Consider the following 25394-nt stretch of genomic DNA (forward strand, 5'->3'; position numbering starts at 1 on the left):
GACGGCTTGTCTGCGGCTATGCCGTGTTATCACAGGATGTTGAACCATGAGCGTTATCTTTTCTTCGCCCGTTGTGCCGCGCGTGTTGGCGCTGGGCGTACTCTTGTTGGCCAGCCAGGCAAGCTTGGCGCTAACCCTTGACCAAGCCTTGCAACAAGCCTTGGCGCAGGCGCCGAGTCTAAAGGCCACGGCGGCCGGCGTGGACGCCGCCGAGCAAGCACGTATCCCTGCGGCTGCCTTGCCTGATCCAGTACTCAAATTGGGGGTGCAAAACGTCCCTGTAGAAAACGATCAGCGTTTTCGCCTAGATCGCGAGCCGATGACCATGCAAATGCTTGGCTTAATGCAAGAGGTGCCCAGTCGCGCCAAACGTGCGGCCTGGCAGCAGCAAGCTGATGCGACGCTCGGCAGTGCCCAGGCGGCGGCGCACTTTCAGGCGCAAAGCGTGGCTGCGCAAACCGCCGCAGCGTGGCTACGGGCGTGGGCCAGTGAGCAGCGCTTGGCGTTGTTTCCCGCCCTGATCAAAGAAAACCGCTTGCTCGATAAAGCAGTGCAGGTGCGTTTGGCAGCAGGGCTAGGTTTGGCGGCCGAGCGCTTGGTGCCTCGCCAGCAAGCGGCGTTGTTGCACGAACAGCAAGACGCACTGCACGCGCAACGCAAGCAAAATCTCGCCCAACTCGCGCGTTGGACTGCCAGCCCAGCCCCTGCTGTTGAGGGCGGCTGGCCACAGTGGCCGGTGCAGCGTGCGCGCTACCGTCAGGCCTTATTGCAGCATCCGGCACTGCGCACTGCGGCGGCGCAAACGCGCGGTGCTGAGGCGGACGTTGCCTTGGCCGTGGCGGACAAAACCCCGGATTGGGCTTGGGAAGTGGCCTATCAGAACCGTGATCCAGCCTTTGGCGACATGGTCAGTCTGCAGGTGTCGATGGATCTGCCTTTGTTTGTCGGCAGCCGCCAAGGCCCACGGATTGCCGCAGAGCAGGCAAGGCTAAGCCAAACCCAAGCGCAACGTGACGATCTGCGTCTGCAATTACAAGCCGAGTTGGAGCAGGGCTTGGCCGAGCTAGAGCGCCTGCAATTGGCGGTGCGGCGCAGCGAGCAAACCCTGTTGCCTTTGGCGACACAACGCGCGCAGTTAGCACTGGCGGATTACCGCGGCGGGCAGGGCAGCTTGACGGAGGTGATCGCCGCGCGGCGTGAACTGATCGAAACCCAGTTGCGCGACATCGACCTGCGCGAGCAGCAGTCCTTGACCAATGCGGCGCTGTATTTCGCCTTTGATCCACAGCATCAAGAGCCAGCGCTATATCACCCTAAAGCCACGGAGGCGCAGCCATGAAACGATACGCTTATTTTAATCTCGGCGTGCTGAGCATGCTGCTCAGTGCTTCAGCATTGGCTGCCGAGTCCAATGCAGAGCCCAATACTGAGTCGCATGCCGAACACGCGGCGCCCACCGCTAAGGTGGCAGAACAAGCCGAGCGTGAGGTGCTGTATTGGTACGACCCAATGTACCCGCAGCAAAAGTTCGACCAGCCCGGCAAATCACCGTTTATGGACATGGACCTAGTACCGCGCTACGCCGACAGCGGTGACGATGGTGCCAGTGTGCGCATCGACCCGAGCATCACTCAGAACCTCGGCATGCGTTTAGCGACGGTCGAGCGCAGGGCGCTGGGCGGCGAGTTGGATGTGGTCGGCACCCTGCAATTTAATGCTCGTGATTTGGCCGTGGTGCAGGCGCGCGCCGAGGGCTTTGTCGAGCGCATTTACCCCCATGCGCCAGAAGATGTCATCAGCGCCGGTGAGCCCTTGGTGGACTTGCTCGTGCCGGCTTGGAGTGCGCCGCAGCAGGAATACTTGGCTTTGCGTGGCCTGGGTGAGCCAGAGCTACTCAGCGCCGCGCGCCAGCGTTTGCGCTTGGCTGGCTTGCCCGCTGAGATGATTGCCCAGCTGGAAAAAACCGGCCGCCTGCAACATGTGTGGACGGTACGCAGCCCGCTGGCCGGGGTGATTGAAACCCTTGAGGTGCGTGAGGGCATGACCCTCAGCACCGGGCAAACCTTGGCGCGTATCAACGCGTTGGCCAGCGTGTGGTTGGAAGTGGCCGTGCCAGAAGCCGAAGCGAGCACCTTAGCGGCTGGGCAAGCCGTCACCGCACGCCTGCCGGCACTGCCGGGACAAATGCTAGAAGGCAAGATTGCCGCCGTGTTGCCGCAAGCCAATCAAGACAGCCGCACCGTGCGCGTGCGCGTGGAGTTAGCCAACCCCGAGCGGCAACTGCGCCCGGGCATGACCGCGCAAGTACGCCTGCGCCGTGATGATGGTGAGGCTTTGGCGATACCCAGCGAAGCAGTGATCCGCACAGGGCGTCGCGCATTGGTGATGTTGGCCGAAGACGATGGCCGCTTTCGCCCTGTGGAAGTCACCCTTGGCCGTGAAACCCGCCAAGGTGTCGAGGTATTAGCGGGCCTTAACGCCGGTCAACAGGTGGTGCGTTCGGGGCAATTCTTGATTGATTCCGAGGCCAGTTTGCGCGGCATTTTGGCGCAGTCGCTGGAAAAATCCGCCAGCCACGGGCAAACCCTGCACACCGCAGAGGCCAGCATTTTGGCGATTGAAGACCGCAGCCTGCTGCTGGATCACGGCCCGTTTGTCAGTTTGGATATGCCGGGCATGATCATGGGCTTTCCGCTGGCTGATCCGGCGCTTAAACACGGTCTGCAAGTCGGCGATAAAGTACGCGTGGGGGTCAGCTTAGGTGACGCTGGGCCTACCCTGATGCAGGTGGAAAAACTTACCCAAGACCCGCATGCCGGGCACGCAGACACTCGCTCTGAGCAGGTGCAGCCATGATTGCGGCGATCATTCGCTGGTCGGTGCATAACCGCTTACTGGTGCTGCTGGCCACGCTGTTTGCCAGCGCGTGGGGGGTGTGGTCGGTGCAAAACACCGGCATCGACGCACTGCCGGACTTATCCGACACGCAGGTGATTATCCGCACCTCGTACCCGGGCCAAGCGCCGCAACTGGTCGAAAACCAAGTCACTTATCCGCTGGCCTCGACCATGTTGTCAGTGCCGGGGGCGAGTACCGTGCGCGGGTTTTCCTTCTTCGGCGACAGCTTCGTGTATGTGCTGTTTGAAGACGGTACCGATCTGTATTGGGCGCGTTCGCGGGTGTTGGAGTACTTAAACCAAGTGCAGGGTCGTCTGCCGGCTGGTGTGCAACCGAGCCTCGGGCCGGATGCCACGGGTGTCGGTTGGATTTATCAGTACGCGCTGGTGGATCGCAGCGGCAAACATGACCTCGCACAGCTGCGCGCCCTGCAAGATTGGTTCTTGCGCTACGAGTTGATCAGCCTAGAGAACGTCGCCGAGGTGGCCAGTATTGGCGGCATGGTGCGCCAGTATCAGGTGTTGCTCGACCCCATCCGCATGGCCAGTCGCGGGGTGAGCCAACAGCAAGTGGCCGAGGCGATCAATCGTGCTAACCAAGAAACCGGCGGCAGCGTGCTGGAGCTGGGCGAGGCGGAGTTCATGGTGCGCGCCTCGGGTTACCTGCAAAACGTGGCTGATTTTCGTGAGATACCGCTGCGCTTGGACAGCAACGGCGTGCCGTTGTTATTGGGCGATGTCGCGCACATTCAGCTAGGGCCAGAAATGCGTCGTGGCATCGGCGAGTTGAACGGCGAGGGCGAGGCGGTCGGCGGCGTGGTGATTTTGCGCAGCGGCAAAAACGCGCGCAGCACCTTAGCCGCCGTGCAGGCCAAAGTGGTCGAACTGCAAAGCAGCCTGCCCGAGGGCGTGGAGATCGTCACCACCTATGACCGCAGCGGTTTGATCGATCGTGCGGTGGCTAACCTCAAGAGCAAGCTGCTGGAAGAGTTCTTGATGGTGGCGCTGATTTGCGCGTTGTTTTTGTGGCATCTGCGCTCATCCCTAGTGGCGATCATTTCGCTGCCGGTGGGGGTGTTAGTAGCGTTTATCGTGATGCAGGCGCAGGGGATTAACGCCAACATCATGTCCCTCGGCGGCATTGCGATTGCCGTGGGCGCTATGGTCGATGCCGCCGTGGTGATGATCGAGAACGCGCACAAAAAGCTTGAAGCTTGGCAGCACGCCCACCCGGGCGAAGTGCTCAAAGGTGAGGCGCATTGGCGGGTGATCACGCAGGCGGCCGAGGAGGTCGGTCCGGCGCTGTTTTTCAGCCTGCTGATCATCACCTTGTCGTTCGTCCCAGTATTTACCTTACAGGCGCAAGAGGGCCGCTTATTCGCCCCGCTGGCCTACACCAAAACTTACGCCATGGCAGCCTCGGCCGCGTTAGCGGTGACCCTGATTCCGGTGCTGATGGGCTTCTGGATTCGCGGCAAGATTCCCAGCGAAACCGCCAATCCGCTCAATCGTGGGTTGATTCGCGTGTATCAGCCGCTGCTGGATAAGGTGCTGGCTCGGCCGAAAACCACCTTGGTCGTCGCCGCCTTGTTGTTGGCGACCACGGCTTGGCCGCTGTCCAAACTCGGCGGGGAGTTTTTGCCGCCGCTCGATGAAGGCGACCTGCTGTATATGCCCAGTGCTTTGCCGGGGCTGTCGGCGCAAAAGGCCGCGCAGTTGTTGCAGCAAACCGACCGCTTGATCAAAACCGTGCCTGAGGTGCATCGGGTGTTTGGTAAGGCGGGCCGCGCGGAAAGCGCCACCGACCCGGCACCACTGGAGATGTTTGAAACCATCATCCAGTTCAAACCGCGCGAGCAGTGGCGCGCGGGCATGACGCCGGAAAAACTGGTGGAAGAACTCGACCGCGCCGTGCAAGTGCCGGGCTTGGCGAACCTGTGGATTGCGCCGATTCGTAACCGCATCGATATGCTGGCCACCGGCATCAAGAGCCCGATTGGGGTCAAGGTGTCGGGCGATCACCTGGATCAGATCGACCAAGTTAGCGTGCAGGTGGAGAAAATCGCCCGCACGGTGCCAGGGGTTAGTTCGGCTTTGGCCGAGCGTTTAACTGGCGGGCGCTATCTGGATGTGCGGATCGACCGCGCGCGCGCGGCGCAATACGGCCTGAACATCGCCGATGTGCAGGCGATTGTCAGTGGCGCCATCGGTGGGCAGAACATTGGTGAAACGGTCGAAGGGTTAGCGCGTTTCCCCATCAGCTTGCGTTATGGGCGTGAATGGCGTGACTCGCCAACGGCGCTTAAAGAGCTGCCAATTTTCACTCAAGGCGGCGCGCAGATCACCTTAGGCACGGTGGCCGATGTACTGATCACCGACGGCCCGCCGATGCTGAAAAGCGAGAACGCGCGGCTGTCTGGCTGGGTGTATATCGACGTGCGCGGGCGCGACTTAGTGTCGGTGGTTAATGACCTGCGCGCGCAAGTCGCCGAGCAAGTAGAGATGCCTGCGGGTGTCAGCGTGGCGTTCTCGGGGCAGTTCGAGTTTATCGAGCGGGCCAATGCGCGGCTAAAACTGGTGGTGCCGGCCACGCTGATGATCATCTTCGTGCTCTTGTACTTAACCTTTAGCCGCGTGGGCGAGGCCGTGTTGATTATGGCCAGCTTGCCGTTCGCGCTGATTGGCGGCATCTGGTTTATCTACTTGGCCGGCTACAACCTGTCGGTGGCGACGGGGGTGGGCTTTATTGCCTTGGCTGGGGTGGCTGCCGAGTTTGGCGTGATCATGCTGTTGTACTTGCGTAATGCCTGGCGCGAACAGCAAAGCTTGGGGCATAGCGGGCCCGACGGCTTGCTGGCCGCCATTCGCGAGGGCGCGGTGCAGCGCATTCGCCCCAAGGCTATGACAGTGGCGACTATCGTCGCCGGTTTGGCACCGATCTTCTGGGGTTCGGGCACCGGCAGCGAAATCATGAGCCGCATCGCTGCGCCTATGCTCGGCGGCATGCTTAGCGCCCCCTTGTTATCCCTGTTCGTTTTACCGGCGGCTTACCGCCTGTGGCATGGCCGCGAGGCCCAACGCAGCGCCGAACCGATCAGCGCTGCGCAATCAGAGCAACCCTAAGGAGAGACACCATGAAAGCTATCGCATTGGGTTTTATCATCGGCGCGGCGCTGCCGCTTCACGCTGTCGCAGAAGCGGCGCATCACAGCGGCGACGCTGTTGCGGCACCCGTCGTACAGGAGGCCGCCGCCATGGCTGACGGTATGCAAGAAGGGATGAAGGAGGGGATGAAAGAGGGCATGCAAGACAAGATGGCCAACATGCACGAGGGTATGGGTGACATGGCCGACATGCATAAAAACATGCACGGCGAAGGTCACGGCATGGCGTCTGGTGACATGAAAAAGGCCATGCCAATGCAACAGGGCGATATGGGCATGTCTGGCGAAGGCGAGGGCGTGATCAAAGCCTTGCTGCCTGACCGTAAGCAAGTGGTGATCGACCACGAGCCAGTGGCCAGCCACAACTGGCCGAAGATGACCATGGGCTTTGCCGTCACCGATGCCAAATTGCTGGAGGGCTTAAGCGTGGGTGACAAGGTACGCTTTAAGTTTACCGCGAAGGGCATGGATGGCCTGATCAATGAGATCAGCCAGCAGTAATGAGGTTGAGTCACTGCATGGCGCGCTGCGCGTGAGCGATGTCTGGCGAGTTGTGCGCTGGGCGTCTTGCTGTTAAATCGCTTGCGATTGAATACTGCTGCGTGAACGAAAAAGCCCCTGCGACAAGCGTGCGCAGGGGCTTTTTCGCGAACGTATAGTTATTCGGCGGTGGGCACGGTTTTGCGCTCACGCGCCAGATAGGTATACAGCGCCGGTAATACAAACAAGGTGAAGGCGGTGCCGACGGTCATGCCGGTAGCAATCACTAAGCCTATGTTGGCACGGCTGGCGGCGCCTGCACCCTCGGCGAGAATCAGCGGTAGCACCCCCAGCACCATCGCTGCGGTGGTCATGAGTACCGGGCGCAGACGAATGGCGGCGGCTTGCTCGACTGCATCGCGCAGACTTAAGCCCTGCTCATCGCGCAACTGATTGGCGAACTCGACGATCAAGATGCCGTGTTTGCTGATCAGGCCGATCAAGGTGACGAGGCCGACTTGGGTGTAGATGTTCAGCGTTGCGTAACCTAAGAAGATCGGGATCAGCGCGCCGCAAATCGACAGTGGCACCGTAATCAGCACCACCAGCGGGTCGCGGAAACTCTCAAACTGCGCCGCCAGTACCAAATAAATAATTGCCAAGGCCAAGGCAAAGGTCATGTACAGCGCGCTGCCTTCTTGGCTGTATTGGCGCGACTGACCCGCTACATCGTAGGTGAAACCTTGTGGCGCTTCTTCATCGGCAATTTGCTGCAAGGTTTGCAGCGCTTCACCCATGCTGACCATCGGCACGCCTTGGATCATGGCCGAGTTTAGCTGCTGGAACTGGGTCAGCTGTGTGGGTCTGGCGCGCTCGCTTACGCTGATCACCGTGGCCAGTGGCAGCATTTGGCCGCTGGCGCTTTTTACGTAGTAGTTGTTCAGCCAGCCGCCGTTGTCACGATAGGCTTGCTCCACTTGTGCGATGACCTTGTAACTGCGGCCATCCACGGTAAAGCGATTGATTTCGCCCTCCCCCAGCAGGGTGCTTAAGGTGCTGCCGATGTCCTGCATGGCAACACCCATTTGCGCGGCCTTTTCGCGATCGACTTCCACGACGATCTCGGGCTTATCAAAGGCTAGGTCAACATCCAGAAAGGCAAACTTACCGGTGGCGGCGGCGCGCTCTTTGATGCGCTGCGTCACTTGCAGCAACGACTCGTAATCGCTGGGCGTGTTGATGATGAACTGTACCGGCAAGCCTTCACCGCTGCCGGGCAGGCTGGGGCGGTTGAAGGTGAAAATCTTGATGCCCGGTATCTTGTTTAACTCGGCCTGTACCAGCGGCAGGATCTCTTGTTGGGTACGGCTGCGTTCATTCCAAGGCTTTAACAGCATGCCGCCAAAGGCGGTTTGCACGCCGTTGGTGCCGTTGACTTGGAAAGCCGAGTAGTACTCGGGAAACTGCTTAAACACCTCGGTGAACTGGTTGGTGTATTGCGTTAAATAGTCCAAGTTGGCGGTTTGCGGGGCGCTGGCCATGACGAAGACCACGCCTTGGTCTTCACTGGGGGCGAGCTCGCTCTTGCTGAATTTAAACAGCGCGGGGATCACCAGAATCAACACCGCGGCGATCACAAGCACGACGCTGCGGGTTTCTAGGCTGCTGTGCAGGGCGCGCTCGTAAGCTTGTTTGAGCTTGTCGAAGAGGGCATCGAGTTTATGCGCGAGCCCGCTAGGGTTGTCGTCATGGCGCAGCAACTTGGCGCACATCATCGGCGATAAGGTGAGGGCGACAATCCCTGAGATCACCACAGCGCCGGCCAAGGTAAAGGCGAACTCTTTAAACAGCGCGCCGGTCAGGCCGCTCAATAAGCCAATCGGGGCGTACACCGCGGCGAGGGTGATGGTCATGGAAATCACCGGCACGGCAATTTCACGAGCCCCTTCTAACGCGGCGTTCAGCGGGGTTTTGCCTTCTTCAATATGGCGGTGAATGTTCTCCACCACCACGATGGCATCGTCCACCACCAGACCGATCGCCAAGACCATGGCCAAGAGCGTCAGTAGGTTGATGGAATAGCCCATCATCTGCATGAAAAACAGCACGCCAATCATCGATAGCGGAATCGTGATGACGGGGATCAGCACCGAGCGCCACGCGCCCAAAAACAAGAACACCACGACGATGACGATCAACACGGCTTCAAACAGGGTTTTCACCACCTCGTCGATCGAGGCTTGAATAAACAAGGTGGCGTCGTAACCAATGTCGAGTTTCAAGCTTGGTGGCAGCTGATTTTCCAGTTGCGGCAGCAGGATGCGCACTTGCTTGATGACTTCCAGCGGGTTGGCACTGGGCGTGCCTTTAATGCCGATATACACCGCCTGTACACCGCCGAAAAAGCTAATGGAGTCGTAACTGGCGGAGTCCAGCTCGACACGGGCGACATCGCCCAACAGCACACGGCTGTCACCTTGGGTTTTCAGCGGAATGGCGGCAAAGGCTTTGGCATCTTTGAGTTCGGTTTGCGCGTTAACACTGGAAACCACCAGCGAGCCTTTGGTTTCACCGGCGGCAGACAAGAAGTTATAGGCGCGCACTTTGTCGTTGATGTCTTTGGCAGTGACGCCATAGGCGGCCATGCGTGCGGGGTCTAGCCACACGCGCATGGCAAAGGTGCGATTGCCTAAAATTTGCGCTTCGGCAATCCCAGGTAACGTGGCCAGCTTGGGCTGCACGACGCGGGAAAGATAATCGGTGATTTGCGGGTTGCTGAGCGCATCGCTGGAGAAACTGATGTACATCAGCGCCGAAGAATCGGCCGCTTTTTTGGTGATGACCGGGTCATCGGCTTCGTTGGGCAGCTGGTTTTTAACTTCAGCGGCTTTGGCCATCACTTCGGTGAACAGCTGGTTGGTGTCGATGCCTAAGCGCGCGTAAATATTGATGGTCGAGATATTTTGCCGGCTGCTGGAGGTCATGTAGTCGATGCCTTCGGCACCAGCCAGACTCTGTTGCAGCGGTTGGGTGATGTAGCCCTGAATGGTTTCGGCGTTAGCGCCGGCATAGGTGGTGCTGACTGTGATCAGCGCGTTTTCCATCTTTGGGTACTGACGGATCGAGAGCGAGCTGAAGGCTTGAAAGCCCAGCAAAATGATCAGCAGGCTGACCACCGAGGCCAGCACCGGCCGCTGAATAAAAGGATCGGTAAAGCGCATGACCGCTCCTTAAGGTTGTTGGCTTTGAGTGGCGGCGGCATCAGCGCTAAGGCTGACGCGCGCACCGTTGTCGAGCTTGAGTTGGCCTGCGGTAACGACGGTTTCACCACCGCTAAGCCCTTGGCTGATCACAACCTGACCGTCACGGCGCTCGCCCACGGTGACGTAAGCACGCTTAACCGTCATTGCCTCGTTTTCGCTAGTGGCCGGCTCAACCACATACACCGAATCGCCGTACAGGCTGTAGGTGATGGCCGTTTCTGGCAGCAATACCACTTGCCCTTGTTGCGGCAGCAGCAAGTTCAGCCGTGCAAACATACCCGGCAGCAGTTTGCCGTTAGGGTTGTCGATCGCGGCTCGCACGCGAATATTGCGGGTGTCATCTTCAACCTTAGGGTTGATGGCAATGACCTTGCCGACAAAGTCTTGCTCGGGGTAGGCCGGTACTTGCGCGTGTAGGGTTTGCCCGTGGCTAAGCTGCGGGAAGGCTTGTTCTGGCAAGAAGAAATCGACATACAACACGCTTAAGTCTTGCAGGGTGGCAATGCTGGTGCCTGGCGAGAGGTATTGGCCTAGGTCGACTTGGCGAATGCCAATTTGGCCGCTAAAAGGCGCGCGAATTGCCTTTTTGCTCAGTGTGGCTTGTAGTTGGGCGACGTTGGCCTTGGCTTGCTCTAGGCGGGCTTCCAGCCCATCAAACTCTGAGCGTGAAATAGTCTGCCGCTTGACCAAGTTAAGCCCGCGCTGAAACTCGACGTTGGCGAGCTTTAACTCCGCCTGTGCCGTGGCAAGACTGGCTTTTTCGACATCGTCGTCCAGTTGCACAATCAAATCGCCCTGCTTTAACGGCTGGCCTGATTCAAAGTTGACTTGGGTAACGGAACCGCTGACCTCGCTGGAGAGCTCCACCCCTTGCGCGGCCGTCAGCGTACCGATGGCCGGCAATTGATACTGCCATTGGCTCAGCTGTGCTTGCTCGGCACTCACCCTGATTGGCGGCTTGGGCTTGGCCAATTGCGCCATCATGCCGCTAATGCTTTGGTATTTGAGAAAGGCCAGCAGGCCAACACCGGCAAGGATAATGGCCAAGGTGAGCAGTAAACGCCGAGTGAGCATGGCGTGAGGTCCTTATTGTCAAAGCTGAAGAGGAATAGACGACTTGAGTACGAGTGCGACGAGGCTCGCGCAGGGAGAAACCATACGCGTAGTAGAACACCTTAGGTGATGACGTGCGCGATGCATCCTTGCTGCACGGTAGAGAGTCAGTCCGTGTGCGGTCAAATTGCCGTGTACTTAAAGTTGTTGCAAGACGTAACACAGCCCAATGCAAGGGTATAACGGCCACGCTCTAGAGCGTGGCCGTGTGGGTGTTTTATGCCGCTGTTTAAGCGCCAGTCAGTTGCTGGGTGAGGCGTTGCAGTTGTTTAGACAGGCGTGACAAGCCTTGGCTGGCTTCGTGGGTGTCTTCTACATGGCCAAGGTTGCTTTGGCCGATGGCGGTGATTTCTTCAAGGCTGCGGGCAATCTCTTCCGCCACGCTGGTTTGTTCGTGGGCAGCAGTACTGATTTGACGGTTCATGTCGAGAATTGAGCTGATCGCTTGGCTGATTTGTTGCAGCTGGCTACCGGCTTGGTTGACTTGCGTAACGCCTTCGCTGGTGCGGGTTTGCCCGCTTTCAATGGCTTTAACTGCATTGATGGCGCCGTTTTGCACCGACTCAATGATTTGTTGAATCTCAGCGGTGGACTCGGCTGTGCGTTGGGCAAGGGTGCGCACTTCATCGGCAACCACGGCAAAGCCACGGCCTGCTTCACCGGCGCGCGCGGCCTCAATCGCTGCGTTGAGCGCCAATAGGTTGGTTTGCTCGGCAATGCCGCGAATCACTTCCAGCACCTTACCGACACGCTCGCTGTCAGTTTCTAGGGCGCTGACGACTTGGGCGGTATGGCTAATCTCATCCGACATCGCGGTGATGGTGGCGATGGTGGCGCGCATCACGTTGTCGCCTTGTTGGGCCGCGCCGTTGGCTTTTTCTGCCGCGCCTGCAGCATCGCTGGCGTGCCGTGCGACTTCTTGCGCGGTGGCGGACATTTCTTGCATGGCGGTGGCGACTTGGTCGGTGCGTGAAAACTGCTCGTCAGTGCCGTGGCGCATTTGGTTGGCGATGCGCTCGAGGGTTTGGCTGTTTTGCGCCAAGTTTTGCGTCGATTCGTTGAGGCTTTGTGCCGTGTCGGCCAAGAAAACCCGGAGTTTTTCGGCGGCACGGGACAAACGGCCCAGCTCGTCAGCGCGCTCAAGGTGCAGTGCGTTGCCAAAGCGACCTTCGCTGAGCCCATGGATATGCTCAATCAGACTTTGGGTTGGGCTGACGATACGACGATTGATCATCCACAAGCTAAACACGCCAACCAGCAAGCAACCGACGATCAATGCCAAGCTGCCCGCCCAGTTGGTAGTGCGGCTTTGGCTAGAAATAGCGGCCGATTGGGCTGCGGACTGTTGATGCAGCTCTTCGACTAACGCCGAGAGCTGATCGCTGGTGGCGCGGTCTATGCCTTTAACCGCTTTGTCACCGGTGGCTGCGTCGAAATTGGCGCTAACAAAGGCCTGCTGACCTTGGCGATACGCCTGCCCCATGCTGGCGTGTTCACGTTTTAGGTTCTGCGCTTTTTGGGCTATTTGTGGGTAGTTGGCGAGCGCTTCACTCAGTTGCTCCAGCAGTTTTTGCACTTGGCTTTCTTGCTTTTGAAACGAGCCCCAGTACTTGTCTAGCGAGGCTGGGTCTGCGCCGCGCAGTAGCACGTTCTTCCATTCTTGAACTTGGGTTTTAAAGATGAGATTGGCTTCATCGGCTATCGCAGCGGCGGCAATTTGTTCGTTTAACAGCGCTTGATAAGCGCGAACATTGCTAGCCAGTAGGCTGAAACACAGTAGGGCGATCACAATGGCAGCCAACAACCCGCCGGCGATCAGGGACAGAAGCTGTCCGCGCAGTGAACGGAACATAAGAGCCAACCTCGCAGTGGTGAGTGCTTTGAGTATAGGTCGGCTGCAGAAACTGCCACTTGAGAATTAATCCAGCAGTGAGGCGGTGCTGGGAGCGATGCCGTTGTCCTCAATCCGTAGCTGAAGTTCACCGTGGCTAAGACGCGCGCGCAGGCGCTGACCAGGTTCGGTTTGCGCAGCGCTGCGAATGGCCTGACCTTGCTGGTCGAGCAAAATGCTGTAACCGCGCCCTAATGTCGCTAGCGGGCTGACGGCTTGTAAGGTGGCGGCGAGGACGTGCAGACGCTCCTCGTGGCGCAGCAGGCGGCGCTCGATGGCTTGTGGCAGACGTTGGCTCAGGTGCTCTAGACGTTGCTGATATTGGCTCAAGCGCCGCTCGGGGTGCACCGCTTGTAAACGCAATTGCGCTCGTTCAAGGCGCTGCTCAGAACGGTTCAAGGCTTGTTGCCAAGCGCGCTGTAGACGCAGTTCCAAGTCGTCTAGTCGTTGGCTTTGCCGTTGCAACTGTTCGCGGGGATGGCGTACGCGCTGGCTGAGGTGGCTTAGGCGTAAGTTTTCGCGCTGTAAGCGGTTATTCATGTGCAGCCACAGTTGGCGGCGCAGTTGGTCGATGCGCTGTTGCGCTTCGCGCTGATCTGGCGCCAGTAATTCTGCGGCGGCCGACGGGGTAGGGGCGCGTAAGTCCGCAACAAAGTCACTGATGGTGACATCGGTTTCGTGTCCGACAGCGCTGACAATCGGCGTTTGGCAAGCGGTAATGGCGCGAGCGACGACTTCTTCGTTAAAGCACCATAAATCTTCGAGCGAGCCACCGCCGCGAGCCAATACCAGCGCATCAAAGCCCAGCTTGTCGGCCAGTTGTATGGCGCGGACGATTTGCCCAATGGCTTCGCGACCCTGTACCGCAGTGGGGATCACGGTTAGCTCAATACCGGGCGCCCGGCGAGCAAAAACACTGATCAAGTCACGTATCACTGCGCCTGTGGGCGAGGTGATCAGGCCGATGCGCTTAGGTTGCTTGGGCAGGGCCTGTTTGCGTTCTTGGGCAAATAGTCCCTCGGCGCTGAGTTTGTCTTTTAAAGCGTCAAAGGCTAAACGGAGCGCGCCGTCACCGGCGGGTTCAAGCGAGTCGACAATTAATTGGTAGTCGCCGCGGCCTTCAAATACGGACACCTTGCCGCGCACCTTGACCGCTAAGCCATCGCGTAGCGCCTGGCGAACACGGCTGGCGTGCTGACGAAAAAAAGCACAGCGCACCTGCGCTTGGCTGTCTTTGAGGGTGAAGTACACATGCCCAGAGGAGGGGCGGGCGAGATTAGATAGCTCACCCTCGACCCAGACCTGTGGAAAGACGTCTTCGAGTAAGCCGCGCGCGCGTTGATTTAGCTGGCTGACGCTCAGCACTTCGCGGTCTAGGCCTAGGCGTTGGAAGGGATCATTTTGCATGGCAGCGATGATACCCGTAGTCCCAGCTAACAATTACCGCTTTTTATCGCCGCCTGCGCGTTGAGCACAAGGGCTTGGCTGGGTATAATGCCGCGCTTCTTAATTTTCCCGCTCGGGAGCCCGCCATGCTGCGCATCAGCCAAGAAGCTCTTACTTTCGATGACGTCCTGTTAATCCCCGGTTATTCCGAGGTATTGCCTAAAGATGTCAGCCTAAAAACCCGCCTGACTCGCGGTATTGAGCTCAATATCCCACTGCTATCTTCGGCCATGGACACCGTGACCGAGGCCCGTTTGGCCATTTCTATGGCGCAGGAAGGCGGTATTGGCATCATTCACAAGAACATGACGGTTGAGCAGCAAGCCGCCGAAGTGCGTAAGGTGAAAAAGTTTGAAGCCGGCGTGGTGCGTGATCCGATCACTATCGAGGCTGATGCCAGCGTGCGTGATTTGCTGGAGCTGACGCGCCTGCACAATATTTCTGGTGTTCCCGTGCTCAGCGATGGTGACTTGGTGGGCATCGTGACTTCACGCGATATCCGCTTTGAAAATCGCTTAGACGCCAAGATTCACGAAGTGATGACGCCCAAAGAGCGTTTGGTCACGGTGAAAGAAGGTGCTGATCCGAAAGAAGTGCGCGCCCTGCTGCACAAGCACCGCATCGAAAAAGTGTTGATTGTCGATGATGCCTTCGCGCTAAAAGGCATGATGACGGTTAAAGACATCGAAAAAGCGAAAGCCTATCCGCTGGCGAGCAAAGATGATCAAGGTCGTCTGCGTGTTGGTGCAGCCGTGGGCACAGGTAGCGAAACGGGCGATCGCATCGCTGCCTTGGTCGCGGCGGGTGTGGATGTGATTGTGGTGGATACCGCCCATGGCCACTCCAAGGGCGTGATCGAGCGCGTGCGTTGGACCAAAGAAAACTTCCCTGAGCTGCAAGTGATTGGCGGCAACATTGCTACCGCCGATGCGGCGATTGCCTTGGCTGACGCTGGCGCCGATGCGGTCAAGGTGGGTATTGGCCCTGGCTCAATCTGCACCACGCGCATCGTGGCCGGTGTTGGCGTGCCGCAAATTTCTGCCATTGCTAACGTGGCGGCAGCCATGAACGCGCGCGGCGTGCCGGTTATTGCTGACGGCGGAATTCGCTTCTCGGGTGATTTGGCCAAAGCCATCGTCGCCGGAGCTTCTACCGTGATGATGGGCTCGATGTTTGCGGGTACTGAAGAAGCGCCGGGTGAAGTGGAGCTTTTCCAAGGTCGTACTTATAAGGCTTACCGTGGCATGGGCTCGTTAGGCGCGATGGCGCAGAGCAGTGGCTCGTCTGATCGTTACTTCCAAGATGCCTCCGCCGGTGCGGAAAAGTTAGTTCCTGAAGGCATTGAAGGCCGCGTGCCGTACAAAGGCCCGCTGCATGCGATTGTGCATCAGTTGATGGGTGGTTTGCGTTCGGCCATGGGTTACACCGGTAGCTCTACGGTTGATGACATGCGCACGCGACCTGAGTTTGTCCGTATTACCGGCGCAGGCATGGCTGAATCGCACGTTCACGATGTGCAAATCACCAAGGAAGCCCCGAACTATAGGGTTGGTTAAGGCCAATCCAAGGGCCGGAAGTCAGGCGTCGCAGAGCGGCCTCGGGCTTCCGGCTTTTACTTATCAAGGGCGCCTGTTATGGCAGGCGCACGGTTTATCTGCTTGCCGCTAGAGGCTGTTATGGCTCACAAAGATATTCACGCTCACCGCTTGCTGATTCTCGATTTTGGCTCGCAATACACTCAGTTGATTGCGCGCCGTGTGCGCGAGATTGGTGTGTACTGCGAAATCCACCCTTGGGATATGGATGCCGAAGCACTGCGCGACTTTGCGCCGCGTGGGGTGATCTTGGCCGGTGGCCCTGAGTCGGTCACCGAAGCGAACTCACCGCGCGCGCCACAATTGGTGTTCGAACTCGGCGTGCCGGTGCTGGGCATTTGTTATGGCATGCAGACCATGGCCGAGCAGTTGGGCGGCAAGGTGCAAGGTTCTGATCTGCGCGAATTTGGTTACGCGCGTGTGGATGTGGTTGGCAAGAGCGCGTTCATCGACGGTATCGAAGACCATGTCAGCGCTGACGGTGTGTTATCGCTGGATGTGTGGATGAGCCACGGCGACAAGGTCTCGGCGATTCCGCCAGGTTTTAACGTGGTTGCTAGTACGCCGAGCTGCCCGATTGCCGCTATGGGTGATGAGCAGCGCCGCTTCTATGGCGTGCAGTTCCACCCTGAAGTCACGCACACCAAGCAAGGCGGCCGCATTCTGTCGCGCTTTGTGGTGGATATCTGTGGCTGTGAAACACTGTGGACGCCGTCCAATATCGTGGAAGACGCCATCGCCACCGTGCGTGCCCAAGTGGGCGATAAAAAAGTACTGCTGGGCTTGTCCGGCGGCGTGGACTCGTCGGTGGTTGCCGCGCTGCTGCATAAAGCGATTGGCGATCAGCTGACCTGCGTGTTTGTTGATAACGGCTTGCTGCGTCTGCATGAGGGCGATCAAGTCATGAGCATGTTCGCCGAGAACATGGGCGTTAAGGTGATTCGCGCCAACGCGGAAGAAAAGTTTTTAAGTCGTTTGGCCGGCGTTAGCGATCCGGAGCAAAAGCGCAAAATCATTGGCCGCACCTTTATCGAAGTGTTCGATGAAGAAGCCACCAAGCTGACTCAAGTTAAATACCTCGCCCAAGGCACTATCTACCCCGACGTGATTGAGTCTGCGGGGGCTAAAACCGGCAAGGCGCACGTGATTAAGTCACACCACAATGTTGGTGGCCTGCCTGAGGATATGCAGTTTGAGCTGGTCGAGCCGCTACGTGAGCTGTTTAAAGATGAAGTGCGCAAACTGGGCCTTGAGCTGGGCTTGCCGTACGACATGGTCTATCGCCATCCCTTCCCAGGGCCAGGCTTGGGCGTGCGCATTCTGGGTGAAGTGAAGAAAGAGTACGCCGATATTCTGCGTCAGGCTGACCACATCTTCTTGGAAGAGCTGCACAAGGCTGACTGGTACCACAAGACCAGTCAGGCGTTTGTGGTGTTCTTGCCGGTTAAATCGGTAGGTGTGGTGGGCGATGGCCGTCGTTACGAGTGGGTCGTGTCGCTGCGTGCGGTTGAAACCATCGACTTTATGACGGCGCGTTGGGCGCACTTGCCCTACGAGCTGCTCGAAACCGTGTCCAACCGTATTATCAATGAGATCAGTGGTATTTCCCGCGTGGCTTATGATGTCTCAAGCAAGCCGCCTGCAACGATTGAATGGGAATAAGAATGATCTGCGACAATATGGGCAGCTTCGGCTGCCTTTATTGTTTGTGCGGTTGAAAAGGCGAGGTGAGTGATGACGGTTTCGCGGCGGCAAGTATTGTTAGGGGCGGCGGGCTTAAGTGGACTAGGGGCGCTGGGTGCTGGTGTAGGCCAATGGCTAGCCCGTCCTGCGCTCAATCCTGACTACGATTATCGCCTCACGGCCGCGCCGCTCGAAATTGAACTAGTGCCTGGCTTTAAGACGCCAGCACTGGGCTACGGTGGGCAAGCGCCGGGGCAGTTGCTGCGCGCCAAGCAAGGCGAGCGGATTCGGGTGCGCTTCACCAATGGCTTGGATCAGGCCACGACCATTCATTGGCATGGCATTCGTTTGCCTATTGAGATGGACGGTGTGCCGTTTGTCTCACAGCTTCCCATGCTGCCGGGTGAAACCTTCGATTATGACTTTGTGGTGCCGGATGCTGGCAGCTACTGGTATCACCCACACAAAGCCAGTGGTGAACAGCTAGGCCGTGGTTTGGTTGGACCGTTGATTGTGGACGAAGCACAGCCAACCGGTTTTGTGCATGAGCGTGTGCTGGTGCTTAAAAATTGGCATGTGGATGAGCAGGGCGCCTTTACGGATTTCAGCGTGCCGCGTGAGGCGGCGCGCGGTGGTACGCCGGGACGCTTAACCACGGTCAACGGTCTACACCTGCCGGTTATTGATCTTCCAGCTGGCGAGATCGTACGAGTACGCCTGCTTAATCTCGATAACACCGTGACCTATCGATTGGCATTGCCCGGGTTATCAGCCATGGTTTATGCCCTTGATGGTAATCCTGTCGCACCGCAGCCGTTTAAGGAGTATTGGCTCGGCCCGGGTATGCGTATCGATTTGGCGGTAAAAGCGCCAAATACTCCGCTTAAAGCGCCGCTGAAAGATGGGTTATTTCGTTTGGCTGAGTTCGCAGTCACAGAGCGAAGCACTGCAATGGTGCAAGCCGACTGGCCAAAGGCGTTGCCCAGCAATCCGGTGGCGGAGCCAGACTTACAAAATGCTGAGCGGATTGCCTTTAATTTTGAATGGGTGGGTGGTTTGTCGAAGCCCAAGGCTGAAGGGGGGGCTTTGAACTTTTGGCAGATCAATGGCGTGGCTTGGGATGGCAATGACCGTAGTTGCTTAACGCGGCCCGCAGCGCGCTTGCGTTTAGGGCGTAGTTACATCTTTGAAATGCGTAACTTGAGTCAGTACCAACACCCCATCCATATTCATGGCATGACATTTAAAGTGTTGTCGTCTAATCGCAAAAAAATAACGCCGTACTTCACTGATACCTATCTGTTAGGCCGCAACGAAAGCGCCAAAGTCGCGTTGGTGGCCGATAACCCAGGTCTTTGGATGTTTCATTGCCATGTGATCGATCACATGGAGACGGGCTTGATGACAGCAATTGAGGTGGCCTGATGGCGCGGCAAGTGCACATTATTGATCGCAGCCAAGATGAGCATTTTATGCGTTTGGCGATGGCGCAGGCGGCCGAAGGAGCAAGCTTGGGCGAGGTGCCGGTAGGGGCTGTGTTGGTAAAGGCGGGGGAAGTGATTGGAGTGGGTTTTAACCAGCCCATTAGCCTGCATGACCCAAGCGCCCATGCGGAAGTGCAGGCGATACGCCGCGCCGCATTAGCAGAGCATAACTATCGCCTGCCTGGTAGCACGCTGTACGTGACCCTGGAACCTTGCAGTATGTGCGCAGGCTTATTGGTGCATGCCCGCATCGCGCGCGTGGTATACGGCGCTACAGAGCCTAAGGCGGGTGTGGCGGTGAGCCGCGGTCAGTTTTTCAGCCAAGACTTTTTGAACCATAAAGTGTTGGTTGAGGGTGGTGTGTTGGCGGCTGAGTGCAGTGAAATGTTAAGTGCTTTTTTTGCGCAACGAAGGCGTCAATAAATACCTAAAAAACAAAAGCCCCGCCAAGGCGGGGCTTTTGTCGACTGGAAGTCTGGCAGCAATTACTTGCGGCTAGCTTTTTCCAGCATGCGCAGAGCGCGCTCGTTAGCTTCGTCAGCAGTCATCTGAGCTTTTTGAGCAGCAGACAGAGCTTCTTCAGCTTTGCCGTAAGCTTCGTCAGCACGAGCTTGAGCGCGAGCAGCTGAATCTTCAGCAGAAGTCAGACGAGCTTCGGTTTCTTTAGACATGCTGGAGCAGCCAGTAGCCAGAACGGCAGCCAGAGCCAGAGCAGAAAACTTGATTACGTTGGTCATGATGTTCCCCTCAAAGGTGGTATTCCACAAAAGCAAATCCCGCTCCAAGCGGGACATTCGCCGGCGTAAATAGTACCGATTAGTTTTAGTAAGTAAACGGGGGCGGTGCAAGTTTGTGAAAAAAAAATCTAAATCGTCAAAGGGCAGGTCGTAAATTAAGTCTAATTGTGTAAAAAATGATCAATTACTGCGATTGGCGGTGAGTGATGGAATTAACCTGCTATGGTTATAGGTCAGATTGTGCTGGCAAGAGAGGTGTAAATGGTAGAGCAATTGGCGATCGAGCATGACTTAAAGCGTCGGCAATTTGCGATAGCCTCTGGCGAGGATGTTGCGTATCTCGCCTATATGGATCTAGGGCAGCGTACTTTGGATATTTATCGCACCTTTGTGCCGTTGGCGTTGCGCGGCAAAGGCATTGCGGCGGCGCTGACAAGAGCTGCGTTAGATTTCGCCAAAGAAGAAGATTATCGCGTGATTGCCTCGTGTTCGTACGTTGAGCGCTTCATCGAACGAGCTGAGCGTCATCAAGCGCTGAGTTGATCGTTACGGCCAGACAAAAAAGAGCCCCGCATTTGCGGGGCTTTTTTTGCTTTAGCGCTTGTCAGAAGCGACGTAATCGCGCTTAGCATGGCCAGTATAAAGCTGGCGTGGGCGGCCAATTTTGTAAGGGCCAGCGAGCATCTCTTTCCAGTGCGAGATCCAGCCAACGGTGCGCGATAGAGCGAAGATAACCGTGAACATGCTGGTCGGAATGCCGATCGCTTTAAGGATGATGCCCGAGTAGAAATCAACGTTCGGGTACAGGTTACGCTCTTTGAAGTAGGGATCGTTACGCGCAATTTCTTCTAGCTTCATAGCTAGCTCCAGTTGCGGGTCGTTGATGCCTAGTTCGGCCAGAACCTCGTCGCAGGTTTGCTTCATAACCTTGGCGCGTGGGTCGAAGTTCTTGTAGACGCGGTGACCGAAGCCCATGAGCTTGAATGGGTCATTCTTGTCTTTGGCTTTGGCGATGAATTTTTCGATGTTGGAAACATCGCCAATTTCTTCGAGCATGGTCAGTACGGCTTCGTTGGCGCCGCCGTGAGCGGGGCCCCATAGCGCAGCAATACCGGCGGCGATACAAGCAAACGGGTTGGCACCTGACGAGCCGGCTAGGCGCACGGTGGAGGTCGATGCGTTTTGCTCGTGATCGGCATGCAGGATGAAGATCTTGTCCATGGCTTTGGCCAGAACGGGGCTGATCTTGGGAGTTGGGCCGTCACACGGTGTAGAGAACATCATGTGCAGGAAGTTTTCCGAGTAACTCAGGTCGTTACGCGGATAAATCATCGGCTCGCCTTTGGAGTACTTGAAGCACATGGCGGCAATGGTGGGGATTTTAGCGATCAAGCGAATCGCGGAGATCTCGCGGTGCTTGTAATCGTTAATGTCCAGTGAATCGTGGTAGAAGGCCGACAAGGCGCCTACAACGCCGCACATGATGGCCATCGGGTGGGCGTCACGGCGGAAGCCATTAAAGAAGTTTTTCAGTTGCTCGTGAGCCATGGTGTGGCTCTTGACGGTGGCAACAAACTTATCTTTTTGCTCTGGGGTAGGCAGTTCGCCGTACAGCAGCAAGAAGCAAGTTTCGAGGTAGTCTGAGTGTTCGGCCAGTTGCTCGATGGGGTAGCCGCGGTGCAGCAATACGCCATTTTCACCATCAATAAAGGTGATGGCTGATTCGCAGGAGGCGGTCGACATAAAGCCGGGGTCGAAAGTGAAACGGCCTTGTGCAGTGAGGGCGCGAACATCAATTACGTCAGGACCCATGGTGCCGGAAAGTACCGGCAAATCGATTGGCGCTGAGCCTTCGATAACCAGCTGCGCTTTTTTGTCAGCCATTGATGGCCTCCTTAATAATTCTTAAACCTGTGAACTGCCCCCCACGCAGGGCCGGCATCACTATAAGGTGATATGACGGATTGTCAATTCACCACCGATGCTCTCTGGAATGCCCATTTGTGGGGCGATTGGTTCCAAAAGGGAGCATATTCAATCTATTTACGCAAACAGCGCTATTAGCCCTTTGGCGCAGGCTTGTTCATTGTTTTCGAGTGCTTAACTGACTATACTCTGCGACCGACTGAAAGGCGGGTTTATTCCTGTCTGATTCGTCAACTTTCCGGTGTTGGGTGCCTGCCCGAGATATCCCGACAGTTCCGCCTCCGCTAGAGAGGTATCAAATGCGAAAGATAGCCGTGAATAGCCAAAGACCTGTCAATCTTGACCTTAGGACCATCAAACTCCCCTTAACTGCTTACACCTCAATTCTGCATCGCATCAGTGGTGTGTTGTTGTTTGTGGGCGTGGCGGTGCTGTTGTATGCGCTGGATTTGTCGCTTTCTTCTGAGGAAGGATTTGCACAAGTTAAAGAGTGCCTGCAGAGCCCATTTGCCAAGCTCATTATTTGGGGTTTGCTGTCGGCGCTGATTTATCACTTGGTTGCCGGTGTGCGCCATTTAGTGATGGATATGGGTGTCGGTGAGTCGCTCGAGGGCGGCAAGCGTGGCTCGCAGATCGTGCTGGTGATTTCGGCCGTTCTGATTGTGCTTCTGGGGGTGTGGGTATGGTAACTAACGTCACGAACTTCTCGCGTTCAGGTCTGTATGACTGGATGGCGCAGCGTGTTTCAGCTGTTGTGCTGGCCGCGTACTTCTTATTCTTGCTGGGTTTCTTGCTGTTCAATCCGAACCTGAGTTATGCCGAGTGGCATGAGCTGTTCGCTTGCAGTTGGATGCGTATTTTTAGCTTGTTAGCACTGGTGTGTATCGCCGTGCATGCATGGGTAGGTATGTGGACTATTTCCACGGACTATCTGACCCCAATGGCCTTTGGCGCTTGGGCGACTGCAATTCGTTTTCTGTTCCAGGCCGCGTGTGGTGTTGCCATGTTCGCGTTCTTTGTCTGGGGCGTAATGATTTTCTGGGGTGCATGATCCATGGCTAATATTCGTACACTGTCTTTTGATGCCATCATCATTGGTGGCGGCGGCGCGGGTATGCGCGCAGCCTTGCAGCTGGCCCAGTCCGGTCATAAAACTGCAGTAATCACTAAAGTATTCCCCACTCGCTCGCACACGGTGTCGGCGCAGGGCGGTATCACGTGCGCCATTGCTTCGGCCGATCCGAACGATGATTGGCGCTGGCATATGTACGATACCGTTAAGGGCTCCGACTATATCGGCGACCAAGACGCTATCGAGTACATGTGTTCTGTGGGCCCAGAAGCTGTGTTTGAGCTGGAGCACATGGGCTTGCCGTTCTCCCGCACTGAGCAGGGCCGCATTTATCAGCGTCCGTTCGGTGGTCAGTCTAAGGGGCCGGATAATCCGACTCAGGCTGCGCGCACTTGTGCTGCCGCTGACCGTACGGGTCACGCGCTGCTGCACACCCTGTATCAGGGCAACCTGAAGAACAACACCGTATTCCTCAATGAGTGGTACGCGGTTGACTTGGTTAAGAACCAAGACGGTTCGGTGGTTGGTGTTATCGCCATCTGCATTGAAACCGGTGAGACCGTTTACGTACGCGCAAAAGCGACAGTATTGGCTACGGGTGGTGCGGGTCGTATTTACGCGTCGACCACTAACGCACTGATCAATACTGGTGACGGCGTGGGCATGGCGTTGCGCGCTGGCGTGCCGGTGCAAGACATTGAAATGTGGCAGTTCCACCCAACCGGTATTGCCGGTGCTGGTGTGCTGGTAACTGAGGGTTGCCGCGGTGAAGGCGGCTACTTGATCAACGCCCACGGCGAGCGCTTCATGGAGCGTTACGCTCCGAACGCCAAAGACCTTGCTGGTCGTGACGTTGTTGCGCGCTCCATGGTTAAAGAAGTCATCGCGGGTAACGGTGTAGGTCCTAATAAAGACCACGTATTGCTGAAGCTTGATCACTTGGGTGAGGAAGTGCTGCACAGTCGTCTGCCAGGCATCTGTGAGCTGTCCAAGACCTTTGCTCACGTTGACCCAGTGAAAGCTCCGATTCCTGTGATTCCAACCTGTCACTACATGATGGGTGGTATCGCCACCAACATTCATGGCCAGGCAATCACTCAAGATGCCAACGGCAATGACAAGATCGTTGACGGTCTGTTTGCTGTCGGTGAAGTGGCCTGCGTATCGGTACACGGCGCTAACCGTTTGGGCGGCAACTCACTGCTGGACTTGGTTGTGTTCGGTCGTGCCGCTGGTCTGCACCTTGAGAAAGCTCTTAAGGAAGGTATCGAGCGTCGTGATGCTAGCGAAACTGACTTGGATGTGGCGCTGTCCCGTCTGTCGGGCTTGAACTCGCGCACCACAGGCGAAGACGTTGCCTCGCTGCGCAAAGAATTGCAGCAGTGCATGCAGAACTACTTCGGTGTATTCCGCACTGGCGAATACATGCAGAAGGGTATTGCTCAGCTGGCTGACCTGCGCGAGCGCATCAGCAAGGTCAAAATTGACGACAAGAGCCAAGCCTTCAACACCGCCCGTATTGAAGCGCTGGAGCTGCAAAACTTGTTGGAAGTGGCTGAAGCGACGGCCATTGCCGCTGAAGAGCGTAAAGAAAGCCGTGGTGCTCACGCTCGTGAAGATTTCGAAGATCGTGATGACGACAACTGGTTGTGTCACAGCATGTACTTCCCAGGCGAGAAGCGCGTTGCCAAGCGTGCCGTTAACTTCTCACCGAAGACCGTGCCGACATTCGAACCGAAAATTCGTACTTACTAAGGGGGATGGCCATGTTGCAAGTCAGTGTTTATCGCTATAACCCGGAGCAGGATGCTGCTCCCTTCATGCAAGACTTCCAAGTTAACACCGATGGCAAAGACATCATGGTGTTGGACGTTCTGGCTCTGATCAAAGAGCAGGATCAAGGCTTTTCTTACCGTCGTTCATGCCGTGAAGGTGTGTGTGGCTCAGACGGTATGAATATCAATGGTAAGAACGGTTTGGCGTGTGTCACGCCCTTGTCTGAGGCTGGTCTGAAAGGCGGCAAGCTGGTGATTCGCCCGCTGCCTGGTTTGCCAGTTATTCGTGACTTGGCGGTGGATATGAGCATCTTCTACAAGCAGTACGAGAAGGTGCAGCCATACCTGCAAAACAACACGCCGGCTCCTGCGATTGAGCGTCTGCAATCGCCGGAAGAGCGTGAAAAACTGGATGGTTTGTACGAGTGCATTTTGTGCGCGTGCTGTTCAACCAGCTGCCCTTCATTCTGGTGGAACCCCGATAAGTTCTTGGGTCCCGCTGCTTTGTTGCAGGCCTACCGCTTCTTGGCGGATAGCCGTGACAGCAAGACTGAAGAGCGTTTGGCTGCAATGGATGACCCGTTTAGTGTCTTCCGTTGCCGCGGCATCATGAACTGTGTGAGTGTTTGCCCTAAGGGTTTGAACCCTACTAAGGCGATCGGTCACATTCGTAACATGCTGCTGCAAAGCGGAACCTAATACTTCCGCTACACTGAAAGGCTGTTGTACCTGTTGCGGGAGGCCTACCCGCTTACCGCAACAGGGTGTTGTCGAGCCGTAGCCCACAAAGCCACGGATCTTTTTTGAAATAAGAAAGCAATTGCAGGGACTACCGGGCGCACCCGGACTATCTGCGGAACCGTGGTGG

The 25394-nt window shown here is 56.9% G+C and carries 19 protein-coding genes; 13 read left to right on the forward strand and 6 right to left on the reverse strand.

Annotation, left to right across the window (positions count from 1 at the left end; translation table 11 throughout):
• Positions 1 to 46: 46 nt before the first annotated feature.
• The 4 genes from MKI83_RS06735 to MKI83_RS06750 are packed head-to-tail and all read left to right on the forward strand — an operon-like array spanning position 47 to position 6562.
• Entirely contained in the window at positions 47 to 1339 is a 1293-nt protein-coding gene (locus MKI83_RS06735) for a TolC family protein (protein WP_241584310.1), read from the forward strand.
• Positions 1336 to 2856, forward strand: coding sequence for an efflux RND transporter periplasmic adaptor subunit (locus MKI83_RS06740; RefSeq protein WP_241584313.1), 1521 nt, complete (start codon positions 1336 to 1338; stop codon positions 2854 to 2856). The genes MKI83_RS06735 and MKI83_RS06740 overlap by 4 nt, the downstream gene beginning before the upstream one ends.
• Positions 2853 to 6020, forward strand: a complete 3168-nt coding sequence (locus MKI83_RS06745) for an efflux RND transporter permease subunit (RefSeq protein WP_241584316.1) — start codon at positions 2853 to 2855, stop codon at positions 6018 to 6020. Before MKI83_RS06740 ends, MKI83_RS06745 begins: the two co-directional genes overlap by 4 nt.
• Before the next feature lie 11 nt (positions 6021 to 6031).
• Positions 6032 to 6562, forward strand: a complete 531-nt coding sequence (locus MKI83_RS06750) for a copper-binding protein (RefSeq protein ID WP_241584319.1) — start codon at positions 6032 to 6034, stop codon at positions 6560 to 6562.
• A 158-nt stretch (positions 6563 to 6720) separates the two neighbouring features.
• On the opposite strand, the gene MKI83_RS06755 is transcribed toward MKI83_RS06750, so the two are convergent.
• The 4 genes from MKI83_RS06755 to xseA all read right to left on the reverse strand — a co-directional run bounded on the left by MKI83_RS06755 (position 6721) and on the right by xseA (position 14215).
• Positions 6721 to 9762: a multidrug efflux RND transporter permease subunit gene (locus MKI83_RS06755; RefSeq protein ID WP_241584320.1), complete on the reverse strand. Its 3042-nt coding sequence runs from the start codon at positions 9760 to 9762 to the stop codon at positions 6721 to 6723.
• Between the two features lie 9 nt (positions 9763 to 9771).
• A complete protein-coding gene (locus MKI83_RS06760) occupies positions 9772 to 10878 on the reverse strand; it encodes an efflux RND transporter periplasmic adaptor subunit (RefSeq protein ID WP_241584322.1) in 1107 nt (368 codons plus the stop codon).
• A gap of 268 nt (positions 10879 to 11146) precedes the next feature.
• Entirely contained in the window at positions 11147 to 12769 is a 1623-nt protein-coding gene (locus MKI83_RS06765; RefSeq protein WP_241584324.1) for a methyl-accepting chemotaxis protein, read from the reverse strand.
• Between the two features lie 66 nt (positions 12770 to 12835).
• A complete protein-coding gene (gene xseA, locus MKI83_RS06770; protein WP_241584326.1) occupies positions 12836 to 14215 on the reverse strand; it encodes an exodeoxyribonuclease VII large subunit in 1380 nt (459 codons plus the stop codon).
• A 125-nt stretch (positions 14216 to 14340) separates the two neighbouring features.
• On the opposite strand from xseA, the gene guaB reads away from it, so the two are divergent.
• The 4 genes from guaB (at position 14341) to tadA (ending at position 19439) form a co-directional block, all read left to right on the forward strand.
• Positions 14341 to 15810, forward strand: coding sequence for an IMP dehydrogenase (gene guaB / locus MKI83_RS06775; protein ID WP_241584328.1), 1470 nt, complete (start codon positions 14341 to 14343; stop codon positions 15808 to 15810).
• 120 nt (positions 15811 to 15930) lie between these two features.
• On the forward strand, positions 15931 to 17511 hold the full coding sequence (guaA, locus tag MKI83_RS06780) for a glutamine-hydrolyzing GMP synthase (RefSeq protein ID WP_241584330.1): 1581 nt from the start codon (positions 15931 to 15933) through the stop codon (positions 17509 to 17511).
• A 72-nt stretch (positions 17512 to 17583) separates the two neighbouring features.
• Positions 17584 to 18957, forward strand: a complete 1374-nt coding sequence (locus tag MKI83_RS06785) for a multicopper oxidase family protein (RefSeq protein ID WP_241584331.1) — start codon at positions 17584 to 17586, stop codon at positions 18955 to 18957.
• Positions 18957 to 19439 (forward strand): tRNA adenosine(34) deaminase TadA, encoded by a 483-nt coding sequence (tadA, locus tag MKI83_RS06790; RefSeq protein WP_241584332.1) that lies wholly within the window; start codon positions 18957 to 18959, stop codon positions 19437 to 19439. The genes MKI83_RS06785 and tadA overlap by 1 nt, the downstream gene beginning before the upstream one ends.
• A gap of 62 nt (positions 19440 to 19501) precedes the next feature.
• On the opposite strand, the gene MKI83_RS06795 is transcribed toward tadA, so the two are convergent.
• Positions 19502 to 19753: an Lpp/OprI family alanine-zipper lipoprotein gene (locus MKI83_RS06795; RefSeq protein WP_241584333.1), complete on the reverse strand. Its 252-nt coding sequence runs from the start codon at positions 19751 to 19753 to the stop codon at positions 19502 to 19504.
• A gap of 261 nt (positions 19754 to 20014) precedes the next feature.
• Between MKI83_RS06795 and MKI83_RS06800 the strand changes: the two genes are divergently transcribed.
• Positions 20015 to 20296, forward strand: coding sequence for a GNAT family N-acetyltransferase (locus tag MKI83_RS06800; protein ID WP_272493018.1), 282 nt, complete (start codon positions 20015 to 20017; stop codon positions 20294 to 20296).
• Positions 20297 to 20347: 51 nt separating this feature from the next.
• Here the strand turns inward: MKI83_RS06800 and gltA are convergent, their stop codons facing one another.
• Entirely contained in the window at positions 20348 to 21637 is a 1290-nt protein-coding gene (gltA, locus tag MKI83_RS06805) for a citrate synthase (protein ID WP_241584334.1), read from the reverse strand.
• Positions 21638 to 21978: 341 nt separating this feature from the next.
• On the opposite strand from gltA, the gene sdhC reads away from it, so the two are divergent.
• The 4 genes from sdhC to MKI83_RS06825 are packed head-to-tail and all read left to right on the forward strand — an operon-like array spanning position 21979 to position 25225.
• Positions 21979 to 22368 carry a succinate dehydrogenase, cytochrome b556 subunit gene (gene sdhC / locus MKI83_RS06810; protein ID WP_241584335.1) on the forward strand — a complete coding sequence of 130 codons (390 nt, stop codon included), beginning with the start codon at positions 21979 to 21981 and terminating at the stop codon, positions 22366 to 22368.
• Positions 22362 to 22730: a succinate dehydrogenase, hydrophobic membrane anchor protein gene (gene sdhD, locus MKI83_RS06815; protein WP_241584336.1), complete on the forward strand. Its 369-nt coding sequence runs from the start codon at positions 22362 to 22364 to the stop codon at positions 22728 to 22730. Before sdhC ends, sdhD begins: the two co-directional genes overlap by 7 nt.
• 3 nt (positions 22731 to 22733) lie before the next feature.
• Entirely contained in the window at positions 22734 to 24506 is a 1773-nt protein-coding gene (gene sdhA / locus MKI83_RS06820) for a succinate dehydrogenase flavoprotein subunit (protein ID WP_241584339.1), read from the forward strand.
• Between the two features lie 11 nt (positions 24507 to 24517).
• A complete protein-coding gene (locus MKI83_RS06825) occupies positions 24518 to 25225 on the forward strand; it encodes a succinate dehydrogenase iron-sulfur subunit (protein WP_241584340.1) in 708 nt (235 codons plus the stop codon).
• The last annotated feature ends 169 nt before the right edge of the window (positions 25226 to 25394 follow it).

The organism is Atopomonas sediminilitoris (assembly GCF_022601735.1).
In the GTDB taxonomy this organism is placed as follows: domain Bacteria; phylum Pseudomonadota; class Gammaproteobacteria; order Pseudomonadales; family Pseudomonadaceae; genus Atopomonas; species Atopomonas sediminilitoris.